This is a genomic window from Pelotalea chapellei (assembly GCF_018531195.1).
GTDB lineage: Bacteria > Desulfobacterota > Desulfuromonadia > Geobacterales > Pseudopelobacteraceae > Pelotalea > Pelotalea chapellei.
In genome coordinates this window covers 60,444-81,126 of sequence record NZ_JAHDYS010000012.1, presented here as the reverse complement: position 1 = coordinate 81,126, position 20,683 = coordinate 60,444, and the positions used below count along the sequence as shown (strand labels likewise).

Genomic DNA, 20,683 nt, shown 5'->3' with positions numbered 1-20,683 from the left:
CAAAAGGATGATCGAATGACTCTCGATGCTGAAATAGAACTTACCTCCTTCTGTCAGCTAAACTGTCCCTTCTGTAGGACCGGTGGTGCCCTGAGGGACAAGTACCAGCACGTTTCAAGGGGAATGATGAGCCGAGAGTCTTTTCAGAACATCGTCACCAAGATCCATGGTCTCCGTAATGTTCTCCTCTACAACTGGGGCGAACCGTTTCTGCACCCTGATCTTCTCTGGTTCGTGCAGCAGACCAAACGCGCCGCCGTTACGTGCCAGCTCAGCACGAATATGCATATCATGGACGAAGCGCTGGCCGATGGACTCGTTAAGGCTCAGCTCAACCGCCTACTCGTCTCGTGCGACGGGATGACCCAGCAGTCTTACGAGCAATACCGCCGGGGTGGGAATCTGAAAAAGGTCCTGGACAACACCCGAATTCTTGCTGAGGCGAAGAAACAGCTCGGCTCGTCTTTTCCAGAGATTACTTTCCAGTTTGTGGTGAACAGATTTAACGAGCATGAGGTTCCCTCCTTCGAGCGCTTCGCTAAGGAACACGGCGCCGACAGCGTCTTGTTCGTAAATCTGTGCGCTTGTACGCCTGAAGGCTACGAACAGTTTCCTAGCTTCGAGCCGGAAGATTCCCGCTGGGCACGGTGCTGGGTCATCGGTTCGGTCACCGCCTGTCGCCAACCCTGGAACCACGTCTCGTTCGACTGGAATGGTGACGTGTACCCTTGCTGCAATCCCTCTGGCATATCCGATTACCGCATGGGGAACATCAACGAATCCTCCTTCGATATAATCTGGAACGGCCCCAAGTATCAATACGCACGGAGGTTCTGCACAACGGGGATTGCCGAGGACAACGGCTTCACGATCATGTGCCACGCTTGCTACAACAGGTTCCCCAACCGGCGCATGCGGGAGAACGACATGTACGGCCCGTGCCTTCCGCCGCCCGAGGAAGGCGCTCCGGATTGCACGATCGAAAAGCTGGCGGATGCGCCGGTTCAATTACAACCAAGGACGGGAGAAAGCATGTTTTGGGATGACATCCTGCTGGTTACTGAACAGATAGAGAAATACGGCCTGCGCAAGCCTTTTGCTGACTTGGGTGGAATGGAGCGGCCATGCATCGCCGACTACGGCCTCACGATCGCGACCGGTGATCAGAATGCGCGCTACGTTTCCCTGACGCAGCGCCCTTTCGATCACATTGACCGGGAGTATATGATCCTCAACCCCGACAAGGGAGATCCCTTCATTGAGGATCTTCCCTACGCCTATGCCAATGCCTTCGGCACGGCGGTTTGTCTGAATGTACTCGAGCATGTGCAGAACCCCTTTCGGGTTTTTGCCGCTCTTTACCAGGTTATGCAGCAGAATAGTCTGTTGATAGTAGAGACGGTCTTCTCTTTTCCATACCATCCCTCGCCCAACGACTACTGGCGCTTCACCCCCGACTGTCTCCGTTATCTGGGCGAAAACGCTGGATTCAAGGTGCTAGAGTGTGGCTGGCGGATGACGATTTCTGCTGACAAGGGGATTCTCAACATCGCAAACAGCGAACCTCAGGATATTCGGTCGGTCTATGCAACCTTCACAAAGGGGGATTTGAGCCCCCTACCGGGGGGGACGTTCCCGCTCCCCGCCAGGCACTCGTCGAACCCGGCTGCACTGAATATTATCAACGGAAGGCAACCATGAGCTTCACCGGCAAAAACGTTCTGATAACTGGCGGTCTCGGCTTCATTGGTTCGAACCTCGCCACGCGTTTGGTGAAACTCGGAGCCGAGGTCACCCTGGTTGACAGCCTTATCCCCGAGTACGGCGGCAACCTCTGGAATATAGAGCCAGTTAAGGACAATGTGCGCGTCAATATTTCCGACGTTCGCGACGAGCACGCCATGAAGTACCTGGTACAGGGACAGGATTACCTGTTCAACCTGGCAGGCCAGACCAGCCATGTTGACTCCATGAATAACCCTTATCCGGATCTCGAGATCAATGCCCGCGCGCAACTCTCGATACTGGAGGCATGCCGCCGGCATAATCCGACGATCAAACTCGTTTTTGCAAGTACCCGCCAGATGTACGGCAGACCCCAGTACCTACCGGTAGACGAAAAACATCCTCTTGCACCGGTCGATATCAATGGTATCAACAAGATGGCCGGCGAGTGGTACCATCTGCTGTACAACAACGTCTACGGCATCCGTGCAGCAGTGTTAAGGTTGACCAATACCTATGGTCCGCGAATGCGGGTTAAGGATGCCCGCCAGACTTTTCTGGGTGTCTGGATAAGACGGATTATTGAAGGGAATCCGATTCTGGTTTTTGGCGACGGGCAGCAACTGCGCGATTTTTCATATGTTGACGATACGGTTGACGCCATGTTGTTGGCCGCCCTGTCGGATCAGGCAAATGGCGAAATTTTTAATGTTGGCTCAGATATTCCGGTTTCTTTGAAGGAGACCGCGGAACTTCTCATCAAGGTTGCTAATTGCGGAAATTATGACCTGGTGCCGTTCCCCGATGATCGCAAGGCAATCGATATTGGTGATTATTACGCCGACGACAGAAAACTGCGCGGAATGCTAGGCTGGCAACCAAGCGTAAACCTTGAGGAAGGATTGCGACGCACTGCCGACTACTATAGGGAGCATCATGGCCATTACTGGGAGGAAAATCATGGTGCCTGATCTGATTCCGGTCGCCAATCCAGGCGCTCAGTTTCGTATTCATGCAGATGAAATCCGTAAGGCAATCAATTCTGTCCTGGATGGCGGTTATTATATCCTCGGTCCGCAGGTCCGGGCTTTTGAAGGTGAGTTTGCATCGTTTTGCGGTGCACGGTTTTGTATAGGTGTTGCCAGCGGTACCGATGCGCTGGTGCTTGCTCTGCTCACGGCTGGTATTGGGTATGGAGATGAAGTTATCACCGTGTCGCACACTGCTGTTGCAACGGTAGCAGCAATAGAGCAGGTTGGCGCTGTTCCGGTCTTTGCCGACATTGACGCGGTTAGTCGCTGCATGAATCCTGAAGCCATTACCTCCCTGATCAGCTCCCGTACCAAGGCAATCATTCCGGTGCATATCTTCGGCCAGCCGGCTGACATGCCTGCAATCATGGCTCTGGCGGCAATGCACAAACTGTTTGTCATCGAAGACTGTGCCCAGGCTCACGGCGCTGAGATCGATGGGAAAAGGGTCGGTACATTTGGTCATGCCGCCACGTTCAGTTTTTATCCCACCAAAAACCTGGGAGCTATTGGAGACGGCGGCGCGGTAGTGACTAACTCGCCTGAATTCGCCGATACCTGTCAGGCTTTACGGGAATATGGCTGGAGAGAACGCTATATCAGCTCGATCTGTGGGCTCAACTCCCGACTTGATGAGATACAGGCCGCCATACTTCGTGTAAAGCTTCCTCATCTCGCAGCCGGTAATGCCCGAAGGCGCCATATTGCAGCTGCCTATCGGCAAGCGCTGGATGAAAGCCGGATTGTTCCCCCGTCGCATATAGATGGCACGCTTCATGCTATGCATCTGTTTGTAGTTAAATGCGAGGAGCGGGAAGATCTGGCACGGCATCTCGCCGGGCACGGGATCTCAACTGGCAGGCATTATCCGCTGGCGGTTCATCAGCAACCGGCATATTCGGGGCGCATTCGTGGTGCCGAGTCGTTGCCGGTTACCGAGCGGCTTTACGAGCGATTACTGAGTCTGCCGCTCTTCCCTGAACTGACAGATACTGAAATCGAGCGGGTTTGTACCGCTTTGAAAAGCTGGACAGGCACAAGGAGTCAAAGAATTATATGACCCGCACGTATTGCACCTACTTTGATAGTAACTATCTGATGAAGGGGCTTGCTCTGATTGAGTCGCTCAATCAGCGGGAAACGTCGCCGTTCCGCCTTTTCGTGGTCTGTCTTGATGGACAGACCCAGTCTATCCTTGAAAAACTTGACCATCCCAATGTGGTGCCCGTCCCTTTGCAACGTATCGAGCAGGGTGATGAGGCGTTGTGCTCGGCTCGGGGCAACCGTTCCCTTGTTGAGTACTATTGGACACTTACCCCGACCGTGATTCTAAGGTTTTTGGAAGAGGTTCCGCCAGGTGATTCGGTCACCTATCTCGATGCGGATCTATTCTTTTATTCCTCCCCAGAACCTATTTTTTCGGAGTTTGTCGGCCATTCGGTCCTGATACACGGTCATCGATTTCCTCCTTCACTCAAGCATTTGGATGAATATGGAAAGTATAATGTTGGACTTCTTTGCTTCCGGCGTGATGAGAGTAGTCTTGAAGTCTTGAGTTGGTGGCGTGATCGCTGTAACGAGTGGTGTTACGCCCGTGCAGAAGATGGAAAGTTCGGAGACCAGCTTTATTTGGACGATTGGCCCGAGCGCTTTAGCGGCGTCCATGTGCTTGAGCATGTCGGTGCGGGTGTGGCTCCCTGGAATCATGAGCAATACGCTTATGGAGTGGATGCATTCGGAACGGCGCTGGTGGATGGTTGGCCGTTGATATTCTACCACTTCCACTCGTTCTTTTTTGTTACTGAGGGAATCGTTGTTCCCGCCAAGATTCCTGCGTATCCCATGCGGGAAGAGGTAGTCCGATTGTGTGTTGCGCCTTACCTCGATAGCCTTATCCGTGGCATGGCGGCAATACGAAAGATTGTGCCGGATTTTTGTTCGGGACTTGAGAACAAGAACGTCCTTGGCCCTGACCTGACCTTTGTGGCACGCAACGAACTGGCTCCGGCGATCCGAAATATAGGGATCAATCACCCCACATTCGACCTGGGTAATGGCTGGGAATGCCACGCTTCCAGGCAGATGACCTACCCGGGAGTCCAGCCAAGGACAACGTACCTATTTCCTGAAAGTGCCTTGGCGCACAAGTGGCTCGACGGCTTGAAGGGGTTGGAAATCGGCCCGTCGGCGCACAATCCTTTCGGGCTCAATACCCGCAATGTTGGGATACGTGACGAGATCTATGAAAATGAGCAGCTCTCGCTCGTAGGAGAGGCAGCCAGACTGGATATCGTAGCCCGCGCCGACGATATCCCTCTGCCGGACGAATCAGAAGACTTCATCCTTTCCTCTCACGTTATCGAACACTGCCCGGATTTGATCAAGACTCTTGTCGAGTGGTATCGGATCGTGAAGTGTGGAGGGTATATCTTCATGATCGTACCCCACCGCTACGCGGCGCCATCCGACAGGGGGCGTTCGCTGACTGACTGGCCGCATATTCTCGTCGATTTCCAAAAGAGCACAACTGACTTAACGGAACCTGAAGCAGGAAAGTTCGGCCATTGTCACTACCATGTGTTCAGCCCGGAAACCATGAGGGATTTCATTGGCAGAATATTCGGCAGCCGCTTGGTGCTGGTGGATTTTCAGGAGTTTGATGACAAGCTGGGCAACGGCTTCACGTTGGTATATCGCAAAGAAATCCCCAACTCAGCGTCACTGCCGTGGGATTATGTGTCTCACTGGAAGGTACCGATTTTGAATGCTTCCCACGGCATCGTGGTTTCGGCCATCGTTTCCACCTACAATGCCGAACACTTCATGCGTGGCTGCCTGGAAGACCTTACCGGCCAGACCCTGTTTGCCAATGGCGGCATGGAGATAGTCGTAGTTGATAGCGCCTCGCCCCAGAACGAAGCAGCCATAGTTCGCGAGTTTCAGGCACTTCATGGTGACAGGATTATCTATATTCGCACCGATGTCCGTGAATCCATCTACCAGGCATGGAATCGGGCTATACGGGCCGCACGGGGACGCTATATCACCAATGCCAATACCGATGACCGCCACCGGTCGGATGCATTGGAAATCCTGGCACAAGAACTGGACAGTCATCCGGATGTAGCCCTGGCCTATGCCGATGTTTTTGTAACCAACTTGGACAATCAGGCCTTCGACAGCCACATCCGGTGCGGCTATCACCTCCGTCCAGACTACATGCCGGAGATCATGCTCTCCGGGTGCCACATGGGACCTCAACCTATGTGGCGTAAGAGCATCCATGATGAGATAGGCTATTTTTCTGAAGATCTTCGATCTGCGGCTGATTACGAATTCTGGTGTCGTACGGCTTTGAGGCACCAATTACTGCATATCCCTGAATTTTTGGGGCTTTATTACGAAAACCCTGCCGGATTCTGCAATGCGGATATGGGCCTGAGCCGAAAAGAAACCGCTGCCATACTAAACACTTACGCCGGGCACTTTTCGCCACCGTTACGAAATTATACCAATAACCTCCAGTATCGCGGCAATGCTTCCACAAGGCACTACGTCAATATCTGCATGGTGACCTATAACCGCCTGGAGTTTACTAGCCAAGCCATTAACGCTCTGGTGCTTCATACGGATTTCCCCTATGTACTTACTGTCATCGATAACGCCAGTTCGGATGGCACCCGTGAATACCTGTTGGAACAAAAACGGATGGGTGTCATCAAAAATTTGGTGTTGCTGAATGAAAATGTGGGGGTTGCCAAGGCATCAAACCTGGCCTGGAGCCTTGAGCCTGAAGCAGCCTATTATCTGAAGCTGGATAACGATATCGTCATCCAGAAGCCGGGGTGGCTGTGGGAGATGATCAGGGTTGTCGAGGCGGTAACCGAGGCCGGTGCGGTAGGGTACAACTTTGAAACAACCAGCTATGAAGCGGCAACTGCCTATGGAGTTCAGTTCCGTCCGAAATCGAACGGCAATCTGGGTGGTGCTTGCATATTGATCCCAAGACGGACGCACGATCTTCTCGGCTACTGGTGCGAAGACTATGGCCTTTATGGAGAAGAGGATGCAGACTACGGCGCACGAATAAGAACGGCAGGACTGTACAACCTCTACATGGAGGATGAACTGATTGGTTTGCACCTGCCGGCAGGGCGGGCGGCAATCATTGATCATACATTCACTGCCCGCGATGGGTATGAAGAGAATATGCATGCCGAATATCGAGCCTGGAAAGACGAGGCAAGAAGGTTAAACGTGCTTTCCGGCAGATATATTCGCAATGTCGAAGGCTATGCGCAAAAAGGAAGTGCCGTTTATCTCGATTCAGCTTTTGTAAGGGCATGGCATGATAAGCAGAGCATGCAGGCTGATGAGAACTGCCATATTATTGGTGATATTCAGTCCGACTCAACTAAACAAGCAGGCTGCGGGACTGGTGGCGCGCCGGTAACGATGCACTCTGCAAAAACAAAAATTGGAATTTTCGGCAGCGCCCCGTTGGTCTGTGCCTGCCCGGCATTGCGCCTGGTTTCTCCCCTTACATATCTGCACGAAACGGAGGGGTTGGAAGCTGTCAATATTGCAACGCTTCTTGAGACAGCGCCAGAAAGTCTCGAGGATGAACTTAAAAGCATGAGTGCCTTGGTTTTGCAGCGCTCCAAAATTGCTTTTTGGCCGTACCGCGATTTCGGCCCGTTCCTGGAAAGGACACGCACCAGGCTCATCCTGGAAGTCGATGATGCTATGATGCACGCTCCGGAAACGAACCCGCAATATGCATTTTTTCAATCCATGCAGCACGAGTTCGAGGAGTATTTCCGGCATGCCGATCTTATAACAGTTTCCACGCCGTATCTGAAGGAGCTGTATTCACACTACAATCCGAATGTAGTTGTGCTGCCCAACTGCATCGACACAACAATCTGGCCGTGCGAGCCGCCCGCGCAGTCAACAACTGAGGGACTGCCCATAAAGATCCTTTTCAGTGGAACGCCTTCACATGTTGAAGATTTCAGGGTCCTGTCCACTGCGATCAAGCGGATTCTTGAGGAATTTCCACAGGCGGTTGAACTGATCATCTGGGGAAACATGATACCTGAGTTCGCAGGTCACCCGAGTGTCCGCTTGATCGAACAGTATGTAGATAATTATGCGAGCTATGCCGCAACCCTTGTGACCCTGAAGGCTGACATCGGCATTATCCCCTTGCAGGACACGGTCTTTAATCGTGCAAAATCTGCCATAAAATGGCTCGAATATTCTGCGTGCGGCATTGCGGGGATTTTCAGTAATGTCGGCGAGTACGGAGATGTTATGAGGCATGGCAAAACGGGGCTTATGGTGGAAAACAACGATGCTGATTGGTATGCCGCGATAAAGGAGTTGATAGTGAACCGGCAGCTTCGGTCCAGTATTGCCAGGGAAGCATACAACGATGTGATGTCCGGATATACGGTGGCACATAATGCCCACAAATGGCTTGAGGCGTATAAAGTGTCTGGATGCATCTAATGGATAGGCACCTCTGCCGGGGCTGTTAGTGATATGAGTTCATGTGAAATAAAAATTAGCTCGGCCATCCGCCTGCACCAGGCCGGACAGTATGAAAAGGCCGAAGCGATATATCGTGATGTCCTCGTTGCTGAACCGGATAATTTCGATGCTCTTCATTTGTTAGGTGTACTCGCTTCTCAAGTCGGCAGGCCGGATGAGGCGTTAGAACTGCTCGGTAGAGCGGTCCAGAAGCACAAGGCACAACCAACGGCACTGATAAGCCTTGGAAACACGTTGACATCTCTGGGGCGCTATGACGAGGCTGTGAAAAATTACCGCCACGCCCTGGACATTGAACCGAACTGTGCCGGCACCCATTATAATCTGGGCAATGTGTTGCACTTTCTCGATCGCAACGATGAGGCCGTGGCGTGCTACCGGAAGGCGCTGAACATCAAGCCTGACTACACGGACGTATACAATCATTTAGGCAACGTATTCAGGAAGCTCGGGCGTCTGCTTGAAGCAGAGGAGAACTTCCGCCGGGCCTTGGAGTTGAATCCCAATGCGCCGGGAGTCCATAACAACCTCGGCAATATCCTGATGGATCTTGGCCGATTGGACGAGGCAGAGTCAAGCTTCCGTCGGGCGCTTGAACTCAGGCCGGATTATTATGACGCCCATAGCAATCTTTTGCTCCTCCAGACCTACTCTGTGCACCATGATGGAGATAGCCATCTGGAGCTTGCTCGCAGCTATGGGTGCATGGTTGGGAGGCGCGCAGCTGAGAAATTCACTTCCTGGACCTGCGAACAACCGCCGGAACGTCTTCGTGTGGGGCTCGTATCCGGGGATTTAAATAATCATCCCGTCGGATACTTCCTGGAGAATGTCCTGGCGCAGCTAAATACATCCCGCATCGAGTTGTTGGCCTATGCCACCCAGCGCACATGCGATGACCTTACTGCCCGCATCATGCCGTCCTTCACCGAATGGCGACAACTTCAAGGCCTTGACGATCGGGCCGCCGCACATCTGATACACGGCGATGGCGTGCATATACTGATTGATCTTGCCGGACACACCGCCCATAACCGGTTGCCGGTGTTTGCCTGGAAGCCGGCGCCTATCCAGGTCTGCTGGCTGGGATATGGCTCGACCACCGGAGTAGCTGAAATCGACTATATCTTGGGAAATCCATACAGCACACCCACAAAAGACGCACATCGCTTCACCGAAACCATCTGGCAGATGCCCGAAACCTCACTCTGCTTTTCTCTTCCAAACGTCAATCTGGAGGTGGCGCCGCTCCCGGCACTGTCGAACGGCTTCGTTACCTTTGGCTGTTTCAACAATTTGGCAAAGTTGAACGACGAGGTAGTGGGGGTATGGGCAAGGATCTTGAAAGCAGTGCCTAATTCCCGTCTTTTCCTAAAAAACAAGCAGTTGGGAGAGTCTGCCGTCTGCAGGAGCGTCATCGAGCGATTTGCGGCGCGTGGAGTATCAGGGGAGCGTCTGCTTCTGGAAGGACGTTCTCCCCGTGCTGAATATCTGAAAGCATATAGCCGCGTAGATATTGTTCTCGATCCCTTTCCGTTTCCTGGGGGAACGACAACCGTTGAAGGCCTGTGGATGGGCGTCCCCTTCATTACCAGGCAGGGAAATCGGCTTATTTCGCACCAGGGAGAAATGATTGCTCACAACTGCGAACTCCTTTCCGGGTGGATTGCCAAAGATGACGATGAGTATGTGGCAAAAGTGCTTAATTTCTCCTCTGATATGGAATATCTTAAAGGATTGAGAGCCATACTGAGACGGCACCTTCTTCTATCGCCGCTTTTCAATGCGTCCCGCTTTGCCCTGAACCTGGATGCTGCATTATGGGAGATGTGGGAGCGTTTTGAAACGTAAGACCTGAGCAGCGACCTGATTCCCTCCCGTCTGCAGCTATTACTTCATAAGGATTTTCATGACACCGCACACAGTCGTAAACACACTTGCTCCGGGAGATCTTGTCTTTGATGTTGGAGCCAACAGGGGTAATATGGCTGAGGCCTTTCTGGCCGCAGGCGCACGGGTTGTCTGCATCGAACCTCAACCCCATCTGGCTGCAGTCCTTCGCCAGCGCTTTGCGGGTAATTCCCGGGTCACCGTGATCGAAAAAGGTCTGGGATCGTTGCGCGGTCGCTCCAGCATGAGCGTATCGAGCCAGGCCGACATTCTGAGCACCTTTGCCGAACACTGGAAGGTTGGCCGGTTCAAGGACATGGTCTGGGACCAGCAGATCGAGGTGCAGATCACCACCCTGGACGATCTCGTGGCCGAGTTCGGTATCCCGCGGTTCTGCAAGATCGACGTCGAGGGCTTCGAGCGCGAGGTGGTAAAGGGACTTTCCTCGAAAATCGGCGTGCTATCCTATGAATTCACGGCGGAGTACCGTGACCACTCGATGGAAGTGCTGGAGATGCTGATCCGTCTGGGGTATCGCCAATTCAATGTATCGCTGGGTGATCAGCCGGATTTCCAGTGGCCGGAATGGGTTCCCTATTACGAGGTGGTCGAGGCGCTGACACTTTCCCAATCCCCCGAATTGTGGGGGGACATCTATGCGCGTTGATAGCGGCAGACTGATTGTCTGGCCCAACAGCGGCTTTGCCAACAGATTGAAAAGCCTTGTCAGCGCTTCGTTGCTGGACGAGGAGTACCGGGTCTACTGGCCATCGGAAAATTTCTGCGGCCTCAGCTTTGGTGATATCTTTGCCGACACCTGGCGGGAGATCGACCATATTCCGGCGGACTCCCCCCTGCTCAATACCTGGCGCTTCGAACTCCCCGCAGAACTTCGCAGTCTGCTCCCCCTGCACTTCTCCGACTGTTCGACCGGCTACAAAGGGATCGATTTTCCCGGCGACAGTGAGTCAAGAACCATCGATTTCGAATACCTGCGGATACCCCAGCCGATTCTGATGGCCATGCGCGCCCGGTTTGCGCAGCTCAGGTTCACCCCGGAGATAACGGAGCGCGTCGAGGCAATTCTGGAGCGGATTCCAGGACCTTTCGTCGGGGTCCACGCCCGGACCTGGGTGGACGAACCGGAGAGACGACAGAAGTGGTTCTGCTTCGATGATTTTGCCAGAGCATGCGTCCCCTTTCAGCAGCAGAACATGGTGGTCTCCAGCGATGATCCCACCTTCATCAGCAGCCTCTCACAGGCACTTGACAGAGAGCTGATAACTATGCCGTCCGGCCAGAGAGCACCCAAGCCATGGCAGCAAAACACCCGTGATGAGATGCTGGACGACATCGCCGAGCTGCTGGTGCTTTCCCGTGCATCGGATCTGGTGCTGACTGCGCTCTCCACCTACTCCGAGGTGGCCTGGTTCTTTGGTGGATGTGCGGCGAACATCCATTTCGCCGATCCCTCGTTCCAGCACAAGGGACATGCCGCCCCTCAGCAGAACCGCGACATCAGCTGGGTCGAAGTGGCCGGAAATCCCTCCTATTTCCTGGCGCTGATTCAGGGAAACCATGCCCACCTGGACCACCTGGGGGCAGGAGTCCACAGGATAGGTGATTACTTTGAGAAATACAGCGGGTTCATGAAGAGAAGCGGACCAAACGATTACATGATCGATGTCGGCGCAAACATCGGGCTGTCAGCGTTTCCCGTTGCATCGCTCAAGCGACGGGTGGTCGCCTTCGAGCCGGTTCCGGGCAATCTGGAGGCCATGAAACAGACCGTTGCCAGGAACGGGTTCGAGACCGTGACCCTGATCGGGAGCGCGGTCTCCTCCCATGTTGGCACAACCCACCTGTATGTCCCGGTGGGGAGGGCTGACAATTCCTCTTTCGGCGAAGAGGTCGCCAACGCCAACGTGATGAGCCCCCATGTATCCCGGCTCCAGGTTCCGACCGAGACCATCGATCACTGGGCGGAAACGGAAGTTCAGCATTTTCCCCCTGGAGATGCCCGCCTGATGAAGGTGGATGTCCAGGGGTACGAGATGGCGGTCTTCACCGGTGCCAGAATGTTCATTGCGGCATGCCGCCCCCACCGGAAACTGATCATTGAGTTCGAGTTCGACCCAAAACTGACCAAGATGGCCGGCTATCAGCCTGTCGATCTGCTGAACCTGATCCATTCCTATGGCATGGAGATCTATTACCACGGCACCCTGATTCCTTCAGAACGTTATGCCGATTTCTGCAGCCATGACATAAATGCTGACCTGGTTGCACTCTTCTCGTCAGGAGGCTCGGGGGAGGGGTGCGATCTTCCGGCCGGCGCTTCCGAAACGTGCGCTATCAACGAGGGGGACGCCATGTACGACCAGGATTTTTACAACAGCCAGATTGTCGGTAGCCTGCAGTCGGCCCAGGTATTTCTGTATCACCTGTTCTCGCTTTGGGGCGTTCCGGGGAGCGCAGTCGACGTCGGGTGCGGACGGGGCACCTGGCTGGCAACCTGCCTTGACATGGGGGTAAAGCGCGCTGTCGGTGTCGACGGTGACTGGAACTCTGCAGAACTGATGATCGACCCGAGGATCGAATTCCACCGTGCCAATCTGGAAAAGCGGCTGGTGCTGAGCGACCGCTTTGATCTGGCCATTTCTCTGGAAGTGGCTGAACACCTGCAGCCGGAATCGTCAGACGATTTCGTGGAATCGCTAACCAGCCTGTCCGATGTGGTGCTGTTCGGCGCAGCTTTCAGCGGTCAGCCCGGGGTCAACCACATCAACACCAGGCCCCACAGTTTCTGGGCAGAGAAGTTTTTTTCCCGCGGGTATGTGCTGTTCGACCTTTTCCGCCCCGTATTCTGGAATGATGACAGGATTGAACCCTGTTATCGGCAGAATACGTTTGTCTACGTGAAACCAGCGCATCCCCTGCATGATGCCCTTGTAAGCCGTGGTTATGTTCCTGATTGCGGCAGCCTGCTGCTTGACTGCGTTCACCCTGCCATTTATCTCGGGCTTCTCAACGAATATATGAAACTGCAACAGACCTTGGGGCTGGGAGTGCAATCCTCCCCTGCAAATACAGCCGACAGTACTCCCGGTACAGGCGAGCCTTTATCTGAACCGTCCCATGGTGTAGGCCAGCTTGTTGAACAGGCTGAGGATCTGGTCAGGCAAAAGAAGCTTGATGACGCGGTCGATGCCTATAGACTGGCCCTCGCGCAAGAGCCTGACAATCCGGAATGTCTGCTCAGGTTGTCACATGTCCTGCTGTTGATGAAGCGTCATGGGGAAGCGGCCAGCCATGTGGAACGCCTCATTCAGGTAACTACTGATTTTGCTTTCGGATACTACCTGATGGGATTTATTTGCCGTGAGTTGGGGCGTTGGAAGGAGGCGCGCTCGTACCTTCTGCGCGCTGTTGAGCTTGACCCATCGCACATATATGCCCGGGTGCTATGCTGCATGTCGTCCTTCACGGTTTGCATGGATGAGGCCGAAGCGCTGTCCATACTGAATGGCTATGCCGATGAGCTTGGCGAACTCATACGCTGCACCCTCCTTGAGACTGCCGACCAGGTCAATAATGCCGTTGATGGCATCGGCGCGCTGGCGCCGTTTTTCCTGCCCTACCTCGGCGGCGATGTCAAGGATCTGCAGCAGAAATACGGGGCCTGGGTCTGCTCCATAATGGCCGCGAAGTATCCGGAACTTACCCGGCCGCTACCAGGGCGACCCGCCGGCGGCAAGATACGGATCGGCATAGTGTCCCATTATTTCCACAACCATTCCAACTGGAAGATCCCCATCAAGGGGTGGCTGGAGCAGCTTGACCGGGAGCTGTTCTCGATCCACTGTTTCCACAGCGGAGAAATCAGCGATACAGCAACTGAATCAGCCCGTTCCCTGGCCGACTCCTTCATCCAGAACAGTGACGTGGAAGCGCTCGCGGCGGCAATTCATGAGCAGTGCTGCGATGCGCTGATCTATCCGGGAATCGGCATGGACACCAATACCTTGAAATTGGCGGCCCTGAGGCTGGCACCGGTGCAGTGCGCCTCATGGGGGCATCCGGTGACCACCGGAATGCCGACCGTTGACTACTATCTCAGCAGCGGCTTGATGGAGCCGGAGGATGGGGAGGGGCACTATTCGGAGAAACTGGTCAGACTTCCCAACCTGTCCATATGGTACGACCCCCCTGAAGCGGTTGCCCGGACTTCATCAAAACTCATCCTCCCGGGGCTCGCACAGGGTGACATTGTTTTCCTCTGCTGCCAGAATCTTCTCAAATATCTCCCCGCATACGACTCGGTTTTCCCGGCAATAGCCGCACAGGTCAAGGCTGCCCGTTTCGTGTTCATTGCCAGCCCAGTCGCCGAGCTGACGGACAAATTCCTGTACCGTCTTGATTTGGCCTTCCAGTCCCGGGGATTGCGCGCCACCGATCACGTCACTGTTGTGCCGCAGCTTGACGAGGCAGCTTTTTCCGCGCTCAATGCCCGGGCAGATATCTTTCTCGACAGCATAGAATGGTCGGGGTGCAACACCGTTTTTGAGTCGTTGCCGTTCAACAAGCCGATAGTTACCTTTCCCGGCCGCTTCATGCGGGGGAGGCACGCCTATGCTGTCCTCAAAATGATGGGTACCGAGGAAACTATTGCCGCAAACCCGGAGGAGTATGTTGCCATTGCGGCAAGGCTGGCCCTGGATCCCCAATGGCGGGCCGAGGTTTCGGATCGGATTTCCCGCAACAAGCACAGGATCTACCGGGACAGAGAGTGCATCAGCGCCCTGGAACGCTTCCTGATCGATTGCCGGAGAATGCTGAGATCCGCTACAACCGGGCCGCACCCCTGCTCACGAGGTGGGATCTAGATGGCGGTCTCATTATCTGAACAGCTCGCAAATCCGGTCGAGGATTGCGGCGATGGACTGGAGCGCCGTTTTCAGGCCGCCTTGAACATGATTGATACCAACCCCAGTGGGGCCGTAGCCCAGTTTGCCGACCTCCTTGTGCAATTCCCCGACGACCCTGCCATCTGGTTCAATCTGGGACGGGCCCATGACGCTGCCGGCCAACATGCCGAAGCGCTGACTGCATACCGGCAGGCCCTGCTGCTGAACCCCGACAATTCAGCCATCCTGTTTATGATCGGAGACCATCTGCTAAAACGAGGGTCATTCCCAGAAGCGGAAGCTTATCTGCAGAAGGCCCACGAGTTGTCCCCCCAGTCCATCGAGATCCTTCTCGATCTCGGCGGTGCCCTGGTTCAGCAGGGAAAGACTGCGATGGCATTTGATTGCTGCCGGAAAATGATCGCCATAGATCCGGAAAATGTAGAGGCGACCTACAACCTCGGCTATTTGCAGCTCCGTACAGGAGACTATCGGGCCGGTTTTGCCAATTTCGAGGCGCGTCTCGGCATGAAAGCCTTAAAGATAGATGAAAGGACATATTCCCAACCGCGCTGGGATGGCTCTCCCCTGCAAGGCAGAAGCATCCTGATCCTTGGCGAACAGGGGATGGGTGATGTGATCCAGTTCTCCCGGTATATTCCGTTGGTGGCCAAGCGGGGCGGCAAGGTGATTTTCGAAGTTGATCCGCCGCTTGTCCCACTGTTCGAAGGTTTCCCGGGAGTGACCCAAATCGTTCCAAAGTCTCTGCATCCGCCTCTGACCGATGTTTATATCCAGTTAATGAGCCTTCCTCATTTTTTTGGAACAACAATAGATTCGATTCCGAGTCAATGTACTTATATCATCCCAAACCAGGCGAAAGTGGAGGAATGGAAGCAAATTCTCTCTCCTTGGACCGGTCACCGCATAGGAATTGTATGGCGAGGTAACCCCAGAAACCCAATAGACAAACTGCGTTCATGTTCGTTGCCTCTATTCTCTCCACTTGCAGATATTTCAGGAGCGCGCTTCTTTAGTCTGCAACTTGGTGCAGGATCAGAAGAAATCGCTTCCTTTGCGGCCGGCAATGAGCTGATTGACGAAACCAGCCGTTTGAAAGATTTGTCCGATACTGCCGCTTTTATCGCCAACCTTGATCTTGTCATCGGCGTTGATACAGCAGTGACTCATCTGGCCGGGGCAATGGGAAAGCAGGTCTGGGTCATCCTGCCTCATGTATATGACTGGCGGTGGCTTGTGGGGAGAAATGATTCCCCATGGTATCCGGGAGTGCGGGTATTTTGGCAAGAGCACCACAATGACTGGACCGGTGCGATATCCCGCGTCAGGAGTGCGCTTGAGCTGTGGCTGAGAGAGAAGGAGATTGGCCAGGGGGACGATGATATCGAATCCCTGTACCTCCTGGGCTGCAGACTCAAGGAAGGTGCTGATTTGGTGGGGGCTGAACGTTGTTTCCGCCGGATTGTCGAACTTGCCCCCGACCTGCCTGATCCCCAGCACAGCCTGGGGGTGGTGTTGCAGATGCAGGGCCGTCCCCAAGAGGCTGTTTTCCACTACAGGGCTGCCGTAACCGAGGATCCCTTTTTTGCCAAGGCCCTCTACAATCTGGCCAATGCGCTGTTTCAATCCGGCAATTCCCGGGAGGCGGTGGAAACTGCTCGTGCACTTGTCCGGTGCGATTCGGCCCATGCCGATGCCCACTGGCTGCTCGGCATGCTCCTGCTTCTGCACGGGGAATACCCCGAAGGATGGGCGGAGTATGAATGGCGCTGGCAAGCCAAGGCATTCCTTGCCAAGATTCCGGACCTGGGGCGTCCGTTATGGGATGGCTCACCATTGGAAGGCAGGACCCTGCTGATCCAGATGGAGCAGGGACGGGGCGATATGATCCAGTTCGCCAGGTTCGCCTCCATGGCGGCAGCCAGGGGGGGAAGGATAATTGTCCGCGCAGTGCCGGAACTACTGTCACTGCTTGCAACCGTCGAGGGTGTGAGCCAGGTGGTTGACCAAAACGGGCCGCTGCCTGCTTTTGACCTCCAGATTCCTGCCATGAGCCTGCCACATGTGCTGGGGACAACTCTGGAAACGATCCCCCCGACCCCCTATCTGCGGCCCGATCCTCACAAGGTTGCGCTGTGGCGCCGGGAGTTGCCTGTCGACGGTAATTTCCGCATCGGACTTGCCTGGCAGGGGTCATCGGAAAACAGGGATAATCCGAACCGGTCATGCCCCCTGGCGGGTTTTCAGCCATTGGCGGAACTGGAGGGGGTAACCCTCTATAGCCTTCAGATCGGCGAAGGTTCGGAGCAGATCGCACTCCTGCCCGATAGCATGAAGGTGATCGAACTCACCGATCGCATTCATGATTTTGCCGACACAGCAGCTTTTATCGAGAATCTCGACCTGGTCATCAGCGTCTGCACCTCTGTAACCCATCTGGCCGGGGCCATCGGGAAGCCTGTATGGACCCTGCTTTACTTTGCAGCGGACTGGCGCTGGCTTCTGGAGAGGGACGATTCTCCCTGGTATCCATCGATGAGGCTTTTCCGTCAGACAGCTCCGGATGACTGGGCCGGGGTGATCGCCAGGGTGCGGCAGGAGCTTGCACAGCAGCTCGAAAATCCCGCCTTCCATAACCAGCTTGGGATCTCGATGATGGGAAAAGGTGAGCCTGCCAGGGCAGAATTGGTATTTTCCCATGCTGCGGCACTGGAGCCGGGATATGTGGATGCTTACTGCAACCGGGGTGCGGCCCTTGATGCCCTGTCCAGATTCGATGAAGCCATTGAGTGTTATCGTCTAGCGCTGCTGCACCAGCCAGATTTTCTTCAAGCCCTGTTCAATATGGGCAATGCTTACCGCTCATGGGGTAAGCTCGATCAGGCAAGTGCCTGTTACAAACGCTCGCTTGAGCTTAAGCCTGACTTTCTACCCGCCCTTCTCTGCCAAGGGGAGATCGCCAGAGAAAAGAAGATGTACGATGAAGCACGCAGGTACTTTGAGCAGGCCCTGGCGATCGATGGCTTGTGCCTGGAAGCGATTCAGGGAATTGCCGAAACGTATCAGGCTGAGGAGAAGTTCGAGGAAGCCATCACCGCCTATAGCGTTGCTCTGGACCGAGACAAGGATTGGGTGACCGGCTGGAACCTGCTCGGGACCGCATTCCACAGCCTGGACAGACTGGAGGAAGCGGAGTCGTGCTATCGCCAGGCATTGGCGTTGCTTCCAGACCAGTCCACCATGCTCAACAACCTTGGCGTGGCATTGATTGCGCAGGGGGAGCTGAGCAAAGCAACGGCCACGCTTCGCCACCTAGTTGATTTACAGCCCGATTATGCTGAAGGACATTGGAATCTGGCTGCCGCGCTTCTCGCCGGCGGCTACTATGGCGAAGGTTGGAAGGAGTTCGAGTGGCGCTTCAGGAAGACAAACCCGGTGCCGGAGCGGGGATTCGAGCAGCCCCGTTGGGATGGCTCGGAACTGAATGGTAGGACGATCCTGCTGCACGCTGAGCAGGGTTTCGGCGATAGCATTCAGTTTGTGCGCTATGTCCCGCTGGTTGCACAACGTGGCGGCAAGGTCATTGTCGAATGCCAGGTGCCGGCTTTGAAACGGCTGCTGGAATCTGTCTCCGGTGTAGCTGCTGTAATTGTTGCCGGTGAACCGCTTCCGCATTTTGATTGCCACCTGCCAATGATGTCTCTGCCGCTGGTTTTCGGAACAATCGTGGAGACCATTCCCGCCCAGTCTTCCTACCTGTCCCCATCGTCGGCGGATGTTGAAGCCTGGCGCCAGCGTATCGGGCAATCCCGCAAATTCAGGATCGGATTGGTCTGGTTTGCAAAACAGAGCCAAGTCCTTAATCGGAAACGTTCCTGCCCGTTACATATGTTTGCGCCGCTATGGGATGTTCCCGGAGTAGAGTTCCACACTCTGCAGATTGGGCTGGGTGCAGATCAGATCAATAGTTTCAGTTCTGATCATCCAATCGTTGATCTGACGACGCATATTCAAGACTTTGCCGATACAGCCGCCTACATGGCGAACCTTGACCTGATCATTACAATCGATACTGTCACTGCTCATCTGGCCGGCGCTCTTGGCATTCAAACGTGGGTTGTGCTGCCCCATGTGGCTGAGTGGCGTTGGCTGGAATACCGCCATGACAGCCCTTGGTATCCCAGCATGCGACTGTTCCGTCAACCCTGCAGGGGGGATTGGTCTTCACTGATGGCCTCGGTGGCCGAGGCTCTGAGCAACCGAGTGCTAAACTTGGGGAACAGTGGTGTCACGACAGAGGCAAAACCTTATCAGGAGGGCATTACCCATCAGACAGCCCTGCTTCGGGATGAGGGTTTGCTTGTTGGCCTGGCGTGGACCGGGCGGCTTGACAACCCGTTGAATCGCAAGCGCAGCTGTCCCTTCAGCGCACTGCGGCCCCTGTTGGACGTGCCGAATGTCACCTTCGTGAGTCTGCAGCTGGAAGCACCGGAGTCGGGGAGTGCCCGTTTATTGGATCTCACGGCACAAATTCGCGATTTCGAGGATACAGCGGCCCTGATGGCAAAACTTGATCTGATAATTACAATCGACACATCGGTTGCACATCTTGCTGCGGCCACAGGCCGCCCCACCTGGGTGCTACTTTCTCACGTTGCTGACTGGCGCTGGTCAATAGATCGAAGTGACTGCCCCTGGTATCCGAGCGTAAGGCTTTTCCGGCAACCGGACCACGGTGATTGGGGCAGTGTCATTCGTGAGGTGACTAGTCGGCTGGCGAAGCTTTCAGCCAATCCGGTTGATCTGCACGGCAAAAACCTAACCGCTCCCCGTGCCCATGGCGGGCTTTCCCGGGAACGTCAATTTCTGGAACAGCAACTGGAAAACCATCAGGCGACGATGCGTATGAATACCAACTCTCCTGATGCGCACCTGGATGTGGGTGCCTCGCTGGCGCTTCTTGGCAGATATGCCGAAGCAGTTGCTGCCTTCAGTCGAGTGCTGACGCTGCAGCCAGACCATGTTGCGGGACATCTGAATCTGGCATACTCCCTTTTGGCATTGGGCAGATACCGAGAAGGGTGGGAGCACCTTGAATGGCGCCTGCAGAGGCTTTCGCCAGGCCAGATTCCGCCATGGCCTATGATTCGACAGGGACAACTCGGCACACATCCAAAAGGCACCTCGGTTTTAGTCCACTGCGAGCAGGGCTACGGAGACACGATCCAGTTTGTCCGTTATCTGCCAATGCTGGCCGAGGCAGGTTACCGTGTTGTGGTAAGCTGCCAATCGCCTCTGGCATCTTTGGTAACCTCAGTATGCGGCGTCAGCGAGGTTGTCTCCCACGGTGAGATGCTGCCGACATGCGACCTGCAGGTACTGATGCTGAGTCTTCCAGGGCTGTTTTCCACTACGTTGAAAACTGTCCCGGCTGAAACGCCCTACTTTCGGCCCAGCCAGCTACGCCTAGAGACTTGGAATAACAGGCTAAATACTGTCTTACGCAATAGGTGAAAAAAAATGCTAAAGTAATAATCAGCGAGGACGATACGA

General features: G+C 54.7%; 8 protein-coding genes. All 8 read left to right on the top strand.

Annotated features, from left to right (window positions below):
- Positions 1-15: 15 nt before the first annotated feature.
- Genes KJB30_RS13080 through KJB30_RS13045 form a run of 8 tightly spaced genes read left to right on the top strand, consistent with a single transcriptional unit; the run spans position 16 to position 20,644 of the window.
- Positions 16-1,701 (top strand): SPASM domain-containing protein, encoded by a 1,686-nt coding sequence (locus KJB30_RS13080; protein ID WP_214300003.1) that lies wholly within the window; start codon positions 16-18, stop codon positions 1,699-1,701.
- Positions 1,698-2,696 (top strand): NAD-dependent epimerase/dehydratase family protein, encoded by a 999-nt coding sequence (locus KJB30_RS13075; protein WP_214300001.1) that lies wholly within the window; start codon positions 1,698-1,700, stop codon positions 2,694-2,696. The genes KJB30_RS13080 and KJB30_RS13075 overlap by 4 nt, the downstream gene beginning before the upstream one ends.
- Positions 2,662-3,816: a DegT/DnrJ/EryC1/StrS family aminotransferase gene (locus KJB30_RS13070; protein ID WP_246545676.1), complete on the top strand. Its 1,155-nt coding sequence runs from the start codon at positions 2,662-2,664 to the stop codon at positions 3,814-3,816. Before KJB30_RS13075 ends, KJB30_RS13070 begins: the two co-directional genes overlap by 35 nt.
- A complete protein-coding gene (locus KJB30_RS13065; RefSeq protein WP_214299999.1) occupies positions 3,813-8,270 on the top strand; it encodes a glycosyltransferase in 4,458 nt (1,485 codons plus the stop codon). Before KJB30_RS13070 ends, KJB30_RS13065 begins: the two co-directional genes overlap by 4 nt.
- Before the next feature lie 33 nt (positions 8,271-8,303).
- On the top strand, positions 8,304-10,163 hold the full coding sequence (locus KJB30_RS13060; RefSeq protein WP_214299997.1) for an O-linked N-acetylglucosamine transferase, SPINDLY family protein: 1,860 nt from the start codon (positions 8,304-8,306) through the stop codon (positions 10,161-10,163).
- Positions 10,164-10,221: 58 nt separating this feature from the next.
- Complete coding sequence (locus KJB30_RS13055) at positions 10,222-10,869, top strand: FkbM family methyltransferase (RefSeq protein WP_214299995.1); 648 nt, start codon at positions 10,222-10,224, stop codon at positions 10,867-10,869.
- Positions 10,859-15,088 carry an FkbM family methyltransferase gene (locus tag KJB30_RS13050; protein WP_214299993.1) on the top strand — a complete coding sequence of 1,410 codons (4,230 nt, stop codon included), beginning with the start codon at positions 10,859-10,861 and terminating at the stop codon, positions 15,086-15,088. Before KJB30_RS13055 ends, KJB30_RS13050 begins: the two co-directional genes overlap by 11 nt.
- On the top strand, positions 15,089-20,644 hold the full coding sequence (locus KJB30_RS13045) for a tetratricopeptide repeat protein (RefSeq protein WP_214299991.1): 5,556 nt from the start codon (positions 15,089-15,091) through the stop codon (positions 20,642-20,644).
- Positions 20,645-20,683: the final 39 nt, after the last annotated feature.